The organism is Halolamina sediminis, assembly GCF_001282785.1.
GTDB classification, from domain to species: domain Archaea; phylum Halobacteriota; class Halobacteria; order Halobacteriales; family Haloferacaceae; genus Halolamina; species Halolamina sediminis.
Genome location: NZ_CVUA01000001.1, coordinates 2357221 through 2372451 on the forward strand (window position 1 = coordinate 2357221; position 15231 = coordinate 2372451).

The following is a 15231-nucleotide window of genomic DNA, read 5'->3' on the forward strand; positions in this document are numbered from 1 at the left end:
GGCACGCGAGGGTGGCCGAGTCAGGACAAAGGCGGCGGGCTTAAGACCCGCTCCCGTAGGGGTCCGTGGGTTCGAATCCCTCCCCTCGCATCGTCTCCGAACGACAGTGAGGAGCGATGCGTCTCGGAGGGTTCGAAGCAGGGAGCGGGAGGTGAGCGAGCGGCAGCGAGCGAACGGGAGCGACCGTGGTTCGAATCCCTCCCCTCGCATTTTTCGTAGCGAACTCCGAGACCAGTCGGCCCTCGTCCCCGGCACAAAGCCTTTCAGGATCACCTAATTAGATGTAATTACGATGCTCGGCAGCCTCACGCGTCCGGACTACCATCTGCTCTTCATCCCGTCCGCGCTGCTGTGTGGGATCGTTGCGGCCGTTCTCTCGCCGTTGTCGCTCAGCGCCGGCGCGGGCATCGGCTCGCTACTCGCGAGCGCTGCCGTCGTCGACGGCGTCGCACTCAATCCGCCGACTGAGAACTGAGCCGCTGCTTGTTGGTTGAGTCGTAGCGAAAACGGGCCGCGCCGCCGCGAAAAAGCGCGGCGGCGCGAGCCCGGTTGGTCCCCGCTGACGCTTCGGCCCTCCAAAGCGAAGCGTCACCTGAACCATGTGGGTGGAGAAACTTAAACCTATTCGCTACCGGAACTGCTGGCGGGCTTTCGGACGGATCGCCGACCTGTCGCGTGCTCGCTACCGTCGGCCCGGATGATCCGCGGGCAGCCGGGACTGGCTCTCGCTGTACAGCCGCTCTCGGAGCGTCTCGCCCTCGTACTCGGTGCGGAACAGGCCCCGCTCCTGCAGCTCCGGCACGACCTGATCCACGAAGTCGTCGAGGCTGCCCGTCCGGACCGCCTCCTTGACGTTGAACCCGTCGACGCCGATCGCCTCGTACCAGTAGACGAGTTCGTCGGCGACCTGCTCGGGCGTCCCGACGACGATCGGCGAGGTCGAACCGAGGCCGGAGAACTCCGCGACCTCCCGCACCGTCCAGTCGCGGTCCGGATCCGACTGCGTGAACGCGTTCATCGTCCCTTGGATCGCTTGGGTCTCGATGTGCTCGACCTTCTGGTCGGGATCGAGTTCGGAGAGGTCCATATCGAGGAAACCCGAGAGCAGCGCCAGCGTCGACTCCACGTCGACCGACTCCTTCAGTGCCTCGTACTTCGCTTCGGCCTCCGCCTCCGTGGGCGCGACGATCGGGACGATCCCGATGAAGAAGGCGATCGAGTCCTCGTCGCGGCCGGCGTCGGCGGCGCGGGACTGCACGTCCTCCATGTACTCCACGACGCCCTCCTCGGTCGGCTGGGAGCAGAACACCGCCTCGGCGTTGTTGGCGGCGAAGTCGCGGCCGTACTCCGAGGAGCCGGCCTGATAGATCACCGGCGTGCGCTGGGGCGACGGCTCGGACCCGTGCGGGCCGGGCACGTCGAAGAACTCCCCCTCGTGGTCGATACTGTGGACCTTCTCCGGGTCGGTGTAGCGACCGGCGTCGGCGTCCCGGACGACCGCGTCGTCCTCCCACGAGTCCTCCCAGAGCGCGTAGCAGACGTCGAGGAACTCCGCGGCGCGCTCGTAGCGGGTCTCCTTCTCCATGCGCTCGTCGAGGCCGAGGTTCGCCGCGGCGGATTCGAGGTAGGAGGTGACGACGTTGAACGCCACGCGGCCGTCGGTGAGGTGGTCGAGCGTGGAGAACTCCCGGGCAAGCTGGTAGGGGTGGTTGTAGGTGGTGGACTTGGTGATCGCGAAGCCGAGGTTCTCGGTGGCCTCGGCCATCGCCGGCACCACCAGCGCGGGGTCGTTCGACGGCGTCTGGACGGCCTTCTCGATCGCGGTCTCGCGGTCGCCGCCGTAGACGTCGTAGATGCCCCGGACGTCCGCGAAGAACACGGCGTCGAAGTTCCCGCGCTCGGCGGTTCGGGCCACGTCCGTCCAGTACTCCCGGTCGGTGTACTCGTGGGAGCGGTCGCCGTCCCGGCGCCAGGTGCCGGGCGAGACGTGCTCGACGGAGTTCATCGTAAAGAGGTTGAGGTGGAGCCGGTCGCTCATCTTGATCGGGGGGTTGGTCGTTGTGGGTTAGGAACTACCGGATGCCGGCGAAACGGTGGGGTTTCGGGGTCGTGAGTGTTCGATCGGAGTTGTGTTCGGGAGTTCGTCGGTATTGTCGACAGCTCTCGCGACCGCGACAGCACCTCTATCGTTGGCAACTGGAACAGCGACGACAACCGCAACAGCATCTCGACGCGAGACCACTTGTGACCGCAGTGCGCCGGACACACGGTCCGGCGCAGCGCCGAGTCCCCACCCCTCCCCCCGCCGGCGCCACCGTGGCGCCGGCGAGGCGTCCACCGCCACCGCACCGCGGTCACTGTCGGCGCGAAGCGTTCGCGGCTCTGTCCGCGAGCCAGCGCGAGGGACGACTGAGTGAACGCAGTGAACGAAGGAGTCAGCTGGGGAGGTCTGTGGACTGTGCGGGGCGGCGCGGTACAAGTGGCCTAGCAACGAGCTGCTGTTGCTGTCGCGGTCGCAGTGCTCGACGATCGAAAACGCCCCAACGGCGAGCATAACGCCACTCAAGCAAACCGAACCACTCCCCAAACGAGCTAACAGGAACAGTAGTACTCCCGGTCCGTAAATTCGGTATCCAGCAACTGCGCGACTGGTGCCGGATCACTGGGCCGATACACGCCCGTCGTCAGATCCCCATCATCCTCGAAGGCGCCCGACACCAGCGACACCCAGTCCTCGGTGTCCAGCACGTCCCAGAACGTCTCCTCGGTCGCGAGCAGCGTCAGGTAATCCCGCAGATACACCCACCGCCCGTCGTCAATCTCGCCCGGCTCGAACGCCTCGTCCACGGTGTCGGCGTACGCCGCGTACGGGAGGTTCGCGCCGACCGAGACGGGCAGCGTGATCCACTTCCAGGGTCGGGTGTTGATGTCCAGCAGCACGTACTCCTCGCGGTCTCGGTCGTAGACGAACTCCGACTCGCTGATCCCGTGGTAGCCGGCGTCCTCGATCACCGAGAGCGCGCGGGTCTCGATCTCCGGGGCGTCGACGGTCTCGACCAGACAGGAGGTGCCGAACTCAAGCGGGAAGCGCACGGCGGCGTTCCCCACGACTGCGAGCGGTTCGCCCTCGGCGGGGACGTACGAGGCCAGCGACCGGTCTTTCCCGGTCGCGATGTTCACCTTCTCCTGCAGCATCACCTCGACGCCGGCCGCGTCGGCGGCGTCGAGCACGTCGTGGAGCTCCTCGCTCGTCGCGACCTCGACGACGTTGCTGCCGATCGCCTCCTCGCCCTCACGCTTGCGGGCGGGCTTGACGACGAGCGGGAACCCCAGCGCCTCGGCGGCGGCGTCGGGGTCCGTCTCCGCGGGGAAGTACGTCTCCGGGTAGGGCACACCCAACTCCTCCGCGCGCCGGTACAGTCGCGTCTTGTCGAGCACGCTGACGTGGTTCTCCCACGGCAGGTAGACGTTCTCGACGCCGGCGTCGGCGAACCCGTGGACCCACTCGTCCATGCAGCCGAAGGCGACGACCTCGCCCGCGGCGTCCGCGATCGCGGCAAGATCCTCTGCGAACCCCCGCGGATCGTCGAGCGGGTAGCGCACTCGCCCGGCGAAATCGATCGCGTCGGAGGGGTACGCGACCCCGTCGGCCATCTGGTCGACGGCGATCACGGGTACCCCGTGGGCGTCGAGCGCGCGGGCGACGCTCAGCCCCGTGATGTGTGCGTTCGCGACCACCGCGGGCGTGCGGTCGAACTCGGCGTCGCCGACGGCGTCGACGAGCGCGTCGGTGTCGAGGAACTGCTCGGCCATACCCGCGTTTTGCCGCCGGGAGGGAAAAGCTCCGCCGAACCGGCAGTGCAGCGGCCGTTCCGGGGTCGCTCCCGCCCGCCCCGCGGCCGTACGTCTCCGGAAGGAACGCGCTTATTCGCCACAACCACCTGGGACGGGTATGAGCGAGCTACCCGACAGAGCCCGGCTGGCGTTCCGCCGTCACGACGCGTTCGCGGCCGAGAGCGACGCCGAGGACCGGTTCGCCGCCACCGCGACGCCCTTCGAGGGGACCGTCGCCGCCGAACCCGGCAACGGTGGGGAGATACGGTTCGAGATCGTCGTCCGCGTCCCGATGCTGGACGAGGTGACCGAGGGCGACGTCGCCCCGGTCGTCGAGGAGGGCTGGTACGAAACGTTCGAACGCCGCCTCGACGGGATCGGCGGCGGCGTGCTCGCGGGCGACCACGAGATCGACCCGGCTGTCGAGAGTACGACCCACGAGGGGACCCGCGTCGCAAGAGTCGAGGCGTCGTTCGCGGACATCGACCCGGCGCGCGGCGTCGACGACGCCGCCGCAGTCGTCGACTTCGTCGAGGGGACGTTCGTGCAGGGCGTGATCCCCGGCTACGACTACACCGAGCCCGTCTCGGGCATCCTGACCGAGGCGCGGCGGGCGGGCGGCAGCGACGGGATCGAGCAGTAGGAGGCGGCGATGGCCAGCCGCCGGTGTCTCAGTAGGAGGCGGCGACGGTCAGCCGCCGGTGTCTCAGTCGAAACCAGTCGCCAGCCGACAGCGACAACGAAAAGGTCACGCGGTACCGAGAGCCGGGTAATGGCTTCGGCGCTCTCGATCGGGTTCCTGCTCGCGCTCGTCGCGGCCCACACCCTCCTCGCAGCGGTGCTCACGCGCTACTTCCGGATCGCGCTCGACACCCGCGGGGGAGCCGCGGTGTTCACCGTCACCGGCATCCCCGTGGTGTTGCTGGGGTCGACGTACCTGTTCTCGGGGCTGCTGGAGCTCGGTCCCGATCTCGCGAGCCCCGCGATCGTCCTCACCCTGCTCGTCGCGATCCCGGTGGGGCTGGGCGCGCTCGTCGACGTGCTCTACGTCCCGCCGCCAGAGGACGTGGAACTGCCCGAGACGTGGGAGTAGCGACCGTCTCCTCACTCGTGTTCGGCCAGTAGCCGATCGATCGCGTCCTCCACCGACGCGATCACCTCCTCCGGCGACTGCGTCCCGTCGACGCGGACGAACCGCTCGGGCTCGGCGTCGATCAGGCGCTCGTAGTTCGACTCCACCTGCGCGAGGAAGGCGGCGTCCTCGAACTGGTTCGTCGAGCCGCTCCGGGCCGCCGCCGTCTCCGGATCAACGTCGATGTAGATCGTCGCGTCCGGCGGCTCGGTGAACGCGGCGTGGATCCCCTTGATGTACTCCAGCGGGCGCTTGAGCTCGCTGCCCGAGAGCGCCGCGGCCTGATACGCGTACCGCGAGTCGGAGTAGCGGTCGGAGATCACCAGCTCGTCGTTCGCCAGCGCGGGGCGGACCGTCCGCGAGAGGTGGTCGGCGTGGTCGGCGGTGAACAGGAACAGTGTCGCCAGCGGCTCCGCATCGTCGTCGTCGATCGCACGGTTCACGGCGTCGCCGTACCACGACTCCGTGGGCTCCCGAGTGAACGTCGCCTCGGGGTGGGAGTCGTGGAGGGCCTCCCAGACGGTTGTCTTCCCGCTCCCGTCTAGTCCCTCCAGCGTAATGAGCATGGACGGAGGGTGTTCGTCGCGGGATTAAGGCGCGTCGGTTCCGGGCATCGAAGGCGGCGACGGCCAGCCGCCGGTCTGGAGTATCGAAGGCGGCGACGGCCAGCCGCCGGTCTGGAGTATCGAAGGCGGCGACGGCCAGCCGCCGATGGAGGGTATCGACATCGGCGACTGTCCGCCGCCGCTGCCGCCGCCATTTAAGTTCGTGTGCACCCAATTCGCACGTATGGAGATACTCGTCGCCGGCGGTGACGGCTTCATCGGTCGCCCGCTCTGTGCCGAACTCGCCGAGCGGGGCCACGACGTGACTGCGATGTCCCGAAGCGAGCCGGAAGAATCGCTGCCAGACGGCGTCAACCACGCGACGGGGGACGTGACCGACTACGACTCGATCGAATCCGTCGTCGACGGCCACGACGCGGTGGTGAACCTCGTGGCGCTTTCGCCGCTGTTCAGCCCCAGTGGCGGCGAGAAGAAACACTTCGCCGTCCACCTCGAAGGTACCGAGAACCTCGTCGCCGCCGCCGAGGCGGCCGGCGCCGATCGGTTCCTCCAGCAGAGCGCACTCGGCGCCGACCCCGACGGACCGACCCACTACATCCGAGCGAAGGGGCAGGCCGAGACAGTCGTTCGCGACGCCGACCTCGACTGGACGATCACTCGCCCCTCGGTGGTGTTCGGCGACGGCGGGGAGTTCGTGAAGTTCACCAAGCTGCTCGCGCCGCCGTACGTCACGCCGCTGCCCGGCGGCGGGAAGACGCGGTTCCAGCCCATCCACGTCGGCGACCTCGTCCCGATTCTCGCCGACGCCCTGCTGGAGGACAAACACGTCGGCGAGACGTACGACATCGGCGGCCCGGAGAAGCTCACGATGGCGGAAGTGGCGCGGCTGGGCCACCGCGCGGACGGTCGGGGGGTGAACGTGCTCCCGATCCCGATGTCGCTGTCGAAAATCGGGCTCTCGACACTCGACTACGTGCCGGGGTTCCCGTTCGGGAGCGATCAGTACCGCTCGCTGCAGATGGACAACACCGTCGACGACAACGACGTATCGGCGTTCGGCGTCGGCGAGGGGGCGCTCACAACGCTCTCGTCGTACCTGAACGTCTAGCCGAGACGTCGATGAACGTCTAGCTGACACGTCGAGCGAGCGCCCCGGTATTTTTTCACCCCACCTCCCGACCCCTCGGTCGTACCATGGCGTGGACTCCGGGGCTGCCGTCGCTGCTCCTGTTCAGCGTCAGCGCGCTCTCCGCGCTGCTGGCGCTGGCAGTCCGACGGAACCGGAGCGAGCGCTACGTCGGCGGGTTCGTCGCACTGGTCGCCGTCATCGGGACGTGGACGTTCAGCTACGGCGTCCAGCTCGGGTTCGCGGCTCGCGCCGAGCAGCTCGCGTGGTGGCAGCTGACGTTCGCCGTCGCGGGGTTCATCCCCACCGTCTGGCTGCTGTTCGCGCTGCGCTACGCCGGCAAGGACGAGTGGCTCACTCGCGGCGCCCGCCTGACGATGGTGTCCGAGCCCGCCGTGTTCGCGGCGTTCGTGCTCACCAACCCCGGACACGGCGTGATCTGGTCAGAGTTCGGTCTCGCCGCTAACGGGCTCGTCCGCGTGTTCGTGCCGGAGTTCGCGATCGGCTACTACGCCCACATCGCCTACGCCTACGCGATCATCGGCTTCGGCGTCTACCTCGTCCTCCGGACGGCGGCCCGGTCCTCGAACCTCTACCGCCGACAGGCGGCGACGCTGCTGGCCGCAGTGGTGCCGCCGATGCTCGCCAACGTCACGTTCACCGTCGGGGCCAGCCCGGTGCCCGGACTCGACCTCACGCCGTTCACGTTCGGCGCGACAGTCACGCTGATCGGGATCTCACTGTTCCGGTTCGACCTGCTCGACCGGACGCCGATCGCCCGGGAGGCGGCGCTGGACGTGGTCGGAAACGGGCTGGTCGTCCTCGACGTCGAGGGGATGGTCGTCGACGCCGACGAGCGCGCGCGGCGAGTGCTGACCCCCGCACCCGTCGCCGGCGACCACATCTCCGCCGTCTTCCCCGAGACGGCCCTCTCCCAGCTCTCGGGGACGACCGTCGAAGGGGAGACCGAGGGGATTCGCCGGACCTACGAGGTGCGGGTCTCGTCGCTCAGGGACGCCGAGGAGACGCTCACCGGCTACGCGCTCGTGCTGCGGGACGTGACCGACCGCCGCGCGTACGAACAGCGGCTACAGGTCGCCAACCGCGTGCTCCGGCACAACCTCCGCAACGACATGAACGTCGTCCACGGCCTCGCCGAGCGGATCGAGTCGGGCGAGGCCGACGATCCGGCGGCGGTCGCGGCGCAGGTCCAGTCGAAAGTCGACGGCGTGGTCGAGACGAGCGAGAAAGTCCGGGAGATGACTCGGATCGAACCCTCCTCGGTCGAGGCGGCCGAGCCGGTCGACCTCGGGACGGTCGCCGAGGAGGTCGTCACGCGGTTCGACGCCGACCACGCGACCGTCGAGTACGACCTTCCGCGGACGCACGCGGCCGTCACCGACGAGTCCGCGCTCGCGACCGCGCTGCGGAACCTCCTCGAAAACGCCGTCGAACACAACGACGGCGACGAGCCGTGGGCGCGGCTAGGGATCGAGGAGGCCGACGGGACGGTCCGGCTCCGCGTCGACGACGACGGGCCGGGGATCCCGCCGGAGGAGCGGGAGGTGCTCAGACGCGAGGCCGAGACGCCGCTGAAACACAGCCGGGGGCTGGGGCTCTGGCTCGCCTCCTGGAGCGCCCGCGCGGCCGGCGGCGAACTCAGCATCGAGTCCACGGGGCCGGACGGGACGACAGTCCGGATCGAGTTCCCCGCCGCCGACCGGGAGTGACACCGACCGCACAGCCTTTCCCCGCCGGCCGCCCACTGCCGTCCATGCGCGTCACGCTGCTGGGGACGGGGAGCGCCATGCCGCTGCCCGACCGCGTCCAGACCGGACTCCTGCTCGAACGCGACGACCGGGCGCTGCTCGTGGACTGCGGCGCCGGCGTCCTCCACCGCCTCTCGGAGTCGCCGGTGGGCTACGAGGACGTGTCGACGGTGCTGTTGACCCACCACCATCTCGACCACGTCAGCGACCTGCTCGCGCTGCTGAAGGCGCGGTGGCTCGCCGGCGAGGAGTACCTCGAAGTGATCGGGCCCGCGGGGACGAAGGCGCTGGTCGACGACCTGCTCTCGGTCCACGACTACCTCGAGGGGCGGGTCGACCTCTCGATCCGGGAAGTGAGCGCCGGCAGCGAGTTCGAGGCCGCCGGCTTCGAGATCGCGACCCACGAGACCGTCCACTCGATGGACTGTCTCGCCTACCGGTTCGCGAGCGAGGGGAGCGACGGCGAGTTCACGTTCGGCGCCGACGGCGAAGCAAGCGCATCGATCGCCCGCTTCGCCGCCGGCTCGGAGGTGCTGCTCCACGACTGCTCGTTCCCCGACGAGGTGGACGTGGACAACCACCCGACCCCGACGCAGTTGGGCGAGGCGCTCGCCGGGACCGACATCGACCGGCTGCTACTCACGCACCTCTACCCCCACACCGAGGGGAAACACGACGAGATGATCGAGAGCATCGAGCGCGCCGGCTTCGACGGCGACGTGTCGGTCGCCGAGGACGGGATGCGCTTCGAAGTATGACGATGAGGCCCGACGACGTGAGCGACGAGGACGCGTACGACCGCCTCCGTGAGGACGAGTACCTCGGCCCGATCGTCGCCGAGGTCGGCCCCGTCTCGATCGACCCCGCCGAGGACGCCTTCGAGCGCCTGATCGTCTCGATCCTCCGCCAGCAGGTGTCGATGGCGTCGGCGGCGGCGACCCGGGAGCGCCTGTTCGACGCGATCGCGGTGACCCCCGAGGGGATCCGTGCGGCCGACAACGAGATCCTGCGCGACGCCGGGCTCTCCCGGCAGAAAACACGGTACGTCAACGAGATCGCCGACGCGTTCGCCGAGGAAGGGTGGAGCCGCGACGAGTTCGCGGCGATGGGCGACGACGAGGTGCGCGAGACGCTCACCGGGATCACCGGCGTCGGCCCGTGGACCGCCGACATGTTCCTGCTGTTCGTGCTCGGCCGCCCCGACGTGTTCCCCGTGGGCGACCTCGGCGTCCGGGAGGGGCTGCAGACGCTCGTGGATCACCACGACGGGGAGCCCGAGATGACCCGCGGAGAGATGCGCGAGTTCGCGGCGCGCTGGGCGCCGGTGCGGAGCTACGCGGCGCTGTACCTCTGGCAGGTCGAGGAGGAGCTCGGGGAGCGAGCCGGCGACGTGGTCCCGGAGTGAAGGCGACCGATACCGGACGAGAGCGTGGACCCTAGCGATCCTGCCCGGACGGATCGAACGACGCCCAGTCACGGGACTGCCCGGACAGACCGCGCGCACGGAGTTCGGGGCCGTCGTCACCCTCGCGGACGTCGATCCGGCCGCTACAGAACTGTGAGAGCGTCCTCACGGCCCGGTCGTCGTGGATCGCTGGGTCGATCAGCAGCACGCCGAGGCCGTCGAGCGCGTCGATGCGCCCGACGAGCGTGTGGACGAACCGCGAGACCGTCTTGAGGTCGCCGAAGGAGAGCAGCGTCGACAGCGAGAACAGCCCCGTACGGACGCGCTCGATTCCGGAGCGCTGGAACTCGCGGTGGACGTCGGAGTAGCGCATCCCGATCCCCGTCAGGTCCGAGGGGCCCGACACCGGGAGTACCCGCGCCGGCACGTCCGCGTCCTCGTCGCCGACGCAGTCGAGGATCGCCGTGCTGTCGGTGGTGAGCTCTAGCCCCACGTGCTCACAGTCGGCGGCGATGCGCCGCGAGCGGCGGTTGGTGGTGACGACGATCGCCCCCTCGCCGGACGGGCCGGCGAGCAGGCTGAGGCCGAGTTCGCGCGCTCCCGAGTGGGCCGGGCCGGCCAACAGGATCGTCGTCCCCGGCCGGATCTGGTCGACCGGGAGCCCCGAGAACGCGTAGCCGTCGTCACTCATCGGCGGCCTCCGTCTCCCGTCGGTCACGACGGAGCGTCAGCTGGTCCATCGCCTCCGCGCCAAGCAGTTCGAGCAGCTCCTGCTCGCGCGTCGAGAACGCCCGCGGCTCGTCGTCGTAGATGCAGAACGTGCCGATCGCATCGCCCTCGGGCGTCCGGAGCGAGGCGCTGGCGTAGAAGCGGATGTTCGTGGCCTGCAACCCCTCGTTCTCCTCGAACCGCGGGTCCGCCCGGACGTCCTCGATCACGGTCACGTCGTCGTCGAGGATCGCGTACGTACAGACGGTGTCCTCGCGGTCCATCGGTTCGAGCGAGATGCCGTGACAGGCGAGGAAGCGCTGTTCGTGGGCGTCGATCAGCCCGACCGCGGCGGCGTCGACGCCGAACAGCTCGGTCGCGATCTCGGTGAGTCGGTCGAACGACTCGCCCAGCGCGTCCGGCTCGACGGCGTAGCGCTCCAGCGCGGCCAGTCGGGCCTCCTCGTTCTCCGGCAGCGGGTACGCCGTCTGACTCTGGAACGCGACGGCGTGCTCGACGAGGTCAAGGAGCTCCGCACGGGCCTCCGGCGCGTCCTTCGGCACGTACTCGACCACGATGTCGCCGAACGCGGCGGTGTCGATCTCCTCGATCGACACGTCGGTGAACAGGAAACAGGGGGTGTCGGGGACGGTCTCACGGATCTCCCGGGCGAGCTCCAGCCCGGTCCCGTCGGGTAGCGACTGGTCGGCCACGAGCGCGTCGAGATCGTCGCCCACCCGGTCTCTCGCGGCCGCGATCGTCGCCGCTTCCGCAACGGTGAATCCGGCGTCCTCCAGCGTCTCGGCCGTCGCCTCCCGCGAGGCGGCGTCCGAATCGACACAGAGCAGCATACGCACCACTCAGGGGGGTGGGGTTAGGAAACTGATGATCGATCAAGCGGGCGTCCGCTCGGCGATATCGACGAGAACCTCGTCCAGCGCGCCGACCAGGTCCCGGTCGCGCGGCCCGTCGGTCCAGGTCCGGCGGTACGTCACCGTTCGGTTCTCGAACGTCACGCCGACGAGCAGATCGGGGTCCGGGTCGCTGTCGGCCGCTCCCTGATTCTCGAACGCGTCGTCGAAGGCCTCGCTGGCCTCCCAGTCGAGCCACGTCGGCTCGGCGTCGTCGCCCAGCAGCGCGATCGCCCGGTTAGCGGCCAGCCAGTCGGCGGCCTGTTCGGCCGCGACATCGGTATCCCCGGACAGGAGCAGGAGGTCGGCGTTGTCGGTCGTGCTTACCGTCGGGACCTCCTCGTGGAGCGTGAGATCGACGCCGTCGGCGACGTACGTCAGCGTCTGGTGGAGTTCGTCGAAGACGAGTTCCTCGGAGGTGTTGCCGGGGGTCGGAAGGCTCGAACAGCCGGCGACGGCGGCCGTGACGGTGGCGCTGATGGCGGCGAGAGCGCGGCGGCGGGGGAGGGAGTCGTGCTGTATGGGGCGCGGTTCGTTCGGGGCAGATAAAGGCGTCACTCAAACGCAAAGAGCCGTTTGAGTGTCAGCGTGGCACGAAATCGGCGGAGTCGAACCGCGGGAACTTCGCTATCGCTCGTTCTCTGGGTTCAGAATCTGCCAGCCGAACAGTTCGGTCTCTCGCCGTCGTTTGGAGCAGTCGGATTGGCCCTAGCGGGGACAATCCAGAATCTTCGGGGGAGTCAGCCATACGCTCCACGGCAATACGGGTTCTCACGAGCCTGCGTAGATCACCCGATATTCCGGCTTCAGGGTAACAACCCATGTCCGACGCTCTCGAACCCCTCGATCCGCGAACTGCGAAGGAAATGTATCTCGATCTCTGGTCTATGTATTGAATGGTAGTTGAAGCGTAACCACACTCCCGGTGGGTTCAGCGTCGTTGAATCGGATATCGCCATCTATTCGAGACACGATCCGCTTGACGAGCCACAGCCCCATCCCGCTACTGTGTGTCAACGAACCGATGTCTGTTTCCCCTGAAATCACGCTTCGTTCTTCCGGTGGGATTCCCGGTCCGTTATCTGTAACGTGGAGTTCAACGACCGTCTCGTGCTTCGTTGCCGTTACCCCCACTTTTGCTGGGCCGTCGCCGGTATGGACGATCGCGTTCTCGACGAGTTCTTCGATAGCCCGTTGTAACTCTGGAATCGATAGGAGCTGTACGTCCGCCGGGACGTCGACTGTAATCTCTGCGGCCGGATGCTCCGCCGTTACACGTTCGACAGCGGAACCCACGACGTCGGCGAGGTTGAGGTGTATTGGATCCGACTGGTTTGAGAGGATTTCAACGATCTCGCGCTGCTTATCCGTCTGTTCGAGGAGACGACCGGCCACTCTTTCGATCGTCGTGGCTACCTCAACCACTTCACCCGAACCCTGGGCTTGAAGCATCTCCGCGTGGCCCAGAATCACGTTCAGTTCGTTGTGAAGGGTATGCCGTAGCATCCGATCGAGGGACACAATATGTTGTTCCCGCTCGATCTGATCGGTCAGATCACGCATCGTCGCAACGATCCCCTCAACGTGGCCAGTGTCGCCTTCGAGTGGGTAATATCGGATGTCAAACGTCCTGTCTGCTCGTTCCGGCCGTGGTCGCGTCATCCGGTACTGGACAATCTCGCCGTTGAACGCTCGCTCCAGGTAAGGTTCGACCGTTTCGTAGGTATCCGGACCGATTCCGTCGTCGAGCATCAGTTCGGTCAGCGACTCGGTGTCGAGGTCGTGGAAGTCGCGGTATGCCTCGTTGGCAAAGAGGTAGTGTTTTTCTTCGTCTATTGCGGCGATTAACTCCTTGGCACCTTCAACCGCGGATTCGTACTGTCGAAGCCGGAACTCCCGCTCCTTACGGTCAGTGATGTCCTGCTGGATGGCGACGTACGCTTCGATTTCTCCGTCGTCGTCAGTCAATGGGGCGATCGTCTGGTGGGCATAGTACACGTCACCTGATTTCCGGCGGTCCTGGATCTCTTCCTCCCAAACGTTTCCGCTGGCGATGGTCGCCCACAACCGGTCGTAGTACTCGTCGGACATCTCGCCGGAGTGGAGAACGTGCGGCGTCTGGCCGACGACCTCGTCGCTGTCGTAGCCGGTGACCCGTTCGAAGGCCGGATTCACGTACGTGATGGTCCCGTCCGGAGCAGTCATATAGATCGCGTGGCCGGCCGATTCGACCGCTCGCTGGAACCGACGAAGCATCTGCTGGTACTCGACGCGTTCGGTCACGTCCTCTTGGAACCCGACGTAGTGTGTGACCTCACGCATATCGTCGGTAACCGGGGCAATCGTCACGCGGTTCCAGAACTCCGTGCCGTCCTTGCGGTAGTTCCGCAGTTCCACGGTCACGGGTTCTTCGGCGTCGAGGGCCTCACGCATCTCGGCGACTGGGCGAGGGTCGGTGTTCTCACCTTGGAGGAATCGACAGTTCCGATCGAGTGCCTCTTCTTGCCGATAGCCAGTCAGTTCAGAGAACTTGTCGTTCGCGTAGATGACCGGATTGTCCGGTTCGGTGGCGTCAGCTATCGTGATGCCGACGGGCGCTTCGTCGATGGCCCGATTCGTGAGGCGCAGTTCCCGCTTTCGTTCTCGACGGTCGCTAACATCCCGGAGAACGAGGATGACCGCCGGTACTTCCGTCCACGTTACCTTGACTGCGGTAATCTCAACCGGGGTATGTATCCCGTTCGCAGCGATGAGCTTCCCGTTACGGTGGTCGAGAGTTCGAGAGCCTGACTGTACTGCATCAAGGAGATCACTGATTGGAGTGCCGTCGTCTGAGAGGAGAACGTCCGCTACGGAGTCGTTCGATATCTGGCTCCGGTCGCCATCGTAAATTTCGGTTACGCCAGTATCGTTGAGATACGCTATCTCACCGTCTCGAACGATTCCAACGATGTCGTGTGCAGCGTTGAGGAGTGTTTTCGCTCGTCCTTCCGTATCGACGGTGTCACGCTGGTTGCGGTAGTATCTGACTGCACCGGTGATGAGCGTCGCAAGGCGATCCCACTGTTTTTCGTGACGTTCCTTGATGAGATAGTCGGTGACCCCGGCCGAGATGGCGCGACTGGCGACCCCTTCACTCCCCTCGCTCGTGAATAGGATGAATGGAAGTGTCGGAGCTTGGGCACGCACGGCTTCAAGGAACGCGACGCCATCCGTGTCCGGAAGGTCGTGATCGCTGATTACGCAATCGACCTGCGTCTCTCTGTCCAACACGTCGATCGCCTCCCCGACCGACGTTGCGGAGACGACCTGAATATCGCCGTGCTCCGGAAGCACGCGTTCACAGGCGGCGGTGAATTCCTTGTCAGCCGTGACTGTCAGGACGCTAATTGGGTCCACCGTTCTAGGTACTAACTAGTCCCTGTCTCTCAATCAATGTGGCTATCCTCTGTCTGGGATATTTGAGCGTGTCATAGAAACATTTTCACGAAATTTGCTTCCTCGATATTCGGCTGAATCACCCGATCATTAACTGTGCCTATCGGTGCCAAACGTGGGAATTCACGCGCATTTAGATGATATCGAAGTACTGGAGACCAGCGATTAGCAGGATGGAACCAACTAGTACGAGTTTCATTACCCAAGACGGGACGTCTTTTCGAATTCTGAAAGCCCAGTCCATACGGACGAATAGTGTGCCCGATTATTATAAGTGAGGCACCAATAACACGTATATTCGAACTGAACGCCGTATAGAAACCCTCTACTTAGCGATTCGAG

Annotated in this window: 14 protein-coding genes and 1 tRNA gene; 8 read left to right on the forward strand and 7 right to left on the reverse strand. The window is 66.4% G+C overall.

The window, feature by feature from the left end:
* The first annotated feature begins 5 nt into the window (after positions 1-5).
* Both BN1959_RS11865 and BN1959_RS11870 read left to right on the forward strand, forming a co-directional pair.
* A tRNA-Leu gene (locus tag BN1959_RS11865) sits at positions 6-90 on the forward strand.
* Between the two features lie 202 nt (positions 91-292).
* On the forward strand, positions 293-475 hold the full coding sequence (locus tag BN1959_RS11870) for a hypothetical protein (protein WP_053948855.1): 183 nt from the start codon (positions 293-295) through the stop codon (positions 473-475).
* Positions 476-682: 207 nt separating this feature from the next.
* Here BN1959_RS11870 and BN1959_RS11875 read toward each other — a convergent pair whose 3' ends face one another.
* Both BN1959_RS11875 and BN1959_RS11880 read right to left on the reverse strand, forming a co-directional pair.
* On the reverse strand, positions 683-2038 hold the full coding sequence (locus tag BN1959_RS11875; protein ID WP_053948856.1) for an LLM class flavin-dependent oxidoreductase: 1356 nt from the start codon (positions 2036-2038) through the stop codon (positions 683-685).
* A gap of 554 nt (positions 2039-2592) precedes the next feature.
* On the reverse strand, positions 2593-3813 hold the full coding sequence (locus BN1959_RS11880) for a carboxylate--amine ligase (RefSeq protein WP_053948857.1): 1221 nt from the start codon (positions 3811-3813) through the stop codon (positions 2593-2595).
* Between the two features lie 139 nt (positions 3814-3952).
* Between BN1959_RS11880 and BN1959_RS11885 the strand changes: the two genes are divergently transcribed.
* Together BN1959_RS11885 and BN1959_RS11890 are read left to right on the forward strand one after the other, a co-directional pair.
* A complete protein-coding gene (locus BN1959_RS11885) occupies positions 3953-4477 on the forward strand; it encodes a DUF5813 family protein (protein ID WP_053948858.1) in 525 nt (174 codons plus the stop codon).
* Between the two features lie 129 nt (positions 4478-4606).
* On the forward strand, positions 4607-4927 hold the full coding sequence (locus BN1959_RS11890; protein ID WP_053948859.1) for a hypothetical protein: 321 nt from the start codon (positions 4607-4609) through the stop codon (positions 4925-4927).
* 11 nt (positions 4928-4938) lie between these two features.
* On the opposite strand, the gene tmk is transcribed toward BN1959_RS11890, so the two are convergent.
* A complete protein-coding gene (gene tmk / locus BN1959_RS11895) occupies positions 4939-5532 on the reverse strand; it encodes a dTMP kinase (protein ID WP_053948860.1) in 594 nt (197 codons plus the stop codon).
* A 223-nt stretch (positions 5533-5755) separates the two neighbouring features.
* Here tmk and BN1959_RS11900 point away from each other — a divergent pair, with 223 nt between their 5' ends.
* From BN1959_RS11900 to BN1959_RS11915, 4 genes are all read left to right on the forward strand, one after another.
* Complete coding sequence (locus BN1959_RS11900; RefSeq protein WP_053948861.1) at positions 5756-6640, forward strand: complex I NDUFA9 subunit family protein; 885 nt, start codon at positions 5756-5758, stop codon at positions 6638-6640.
* Positions 6641-6726: 86 nt separating this feature from the next.
* Positions 6727-8388 (forward strand): sensor histidine kinase, encoded by a 1662-nt coding sequence (locus BN1959_RS11905; RefSeq protein WP_053948862.1) that lies wholly within the window; start codon positions 6727-6729, stop codon positions 8386-8388.
* Between the two features lie 44 nt (positions 8389-8432).
* Positions 8433-9185, forward strand: a complete 753-nt coding sequence (locus BN1959_RS11910) for an MBL fold metallo-hydrolase (protein WP_053948863.1) — start codon at positions 8433-8435, stop codon at positions 9183-9185.
* Between the two features lie 2 nt (positions 9186-9187).
* Complete coding sequence (locus BN1959_RS11915; RefSeq protein ID WP_053949391.1) at positions 9188-9832, forward strand: DNA-3-methyladenine glycosylase family protein; 645 nt, start codon at positions 9188-9190, stop codon at positions 9830-9832.
* A 31-nt stretch (positions 9833-9863) separates the two neighbouring features.
* Here BN1959_RS11915 and BN1959_RS11920 read toward each other — a convergent pair whose 3' ends face one another.
* From BN1959_RS11920 to BN1959_RS11935, 4 genes are all read right to left on the reverse strand, one after another.
* A complete protein-coding gene (locus BN1959_RS11920) occupies positions 9864-10523 on the reverse strand; it encodes a DUF7504 family protein (RefSeq protein ID WP_053948864.1) in 660 nt (219 codons plus the stop codon).
* Positions 10516-11391 carry a GAF domain-containing protein gene (locus BN1959_RS11925; RefSeq protein WP_053948865.1) on the reverse strand — a complete coding sequence of 292 codons (876 nt, stop codon included), beginning with the start codon at positions 11389-11391 and terminating at the stop codon, positions 10516-10518. The genes BN1959_RS11920 and BN1959_RS11925 overlap by 8 nt, the downstream gene beginning before the upstream one ends.
* Before the next feature lie 42 nt (positions 11392-11433).
* Complete coding sequence (locus BN1959_RS11930; RefSeq protein WP_053948866.1) at positions 11434-12009, reverse strand: hypothetical protein; 576 nt, start codon at positions 12007-12009, stop codon at positions 11434-11436.
* A gap of 327 nt (positions 12010-12336) precedes the next feature.
* A complete protein-coding gene (locus tag BN1959_RS11935) occupies positions 12337-14850 on the reverse strand; it encodes a PAS domain S-box protein (protein WP_053948867.1) in 2514 nt (837 codons plus the stop codon).
* Positions 14851-15231 lie beyond the last annotated feature (381 nt).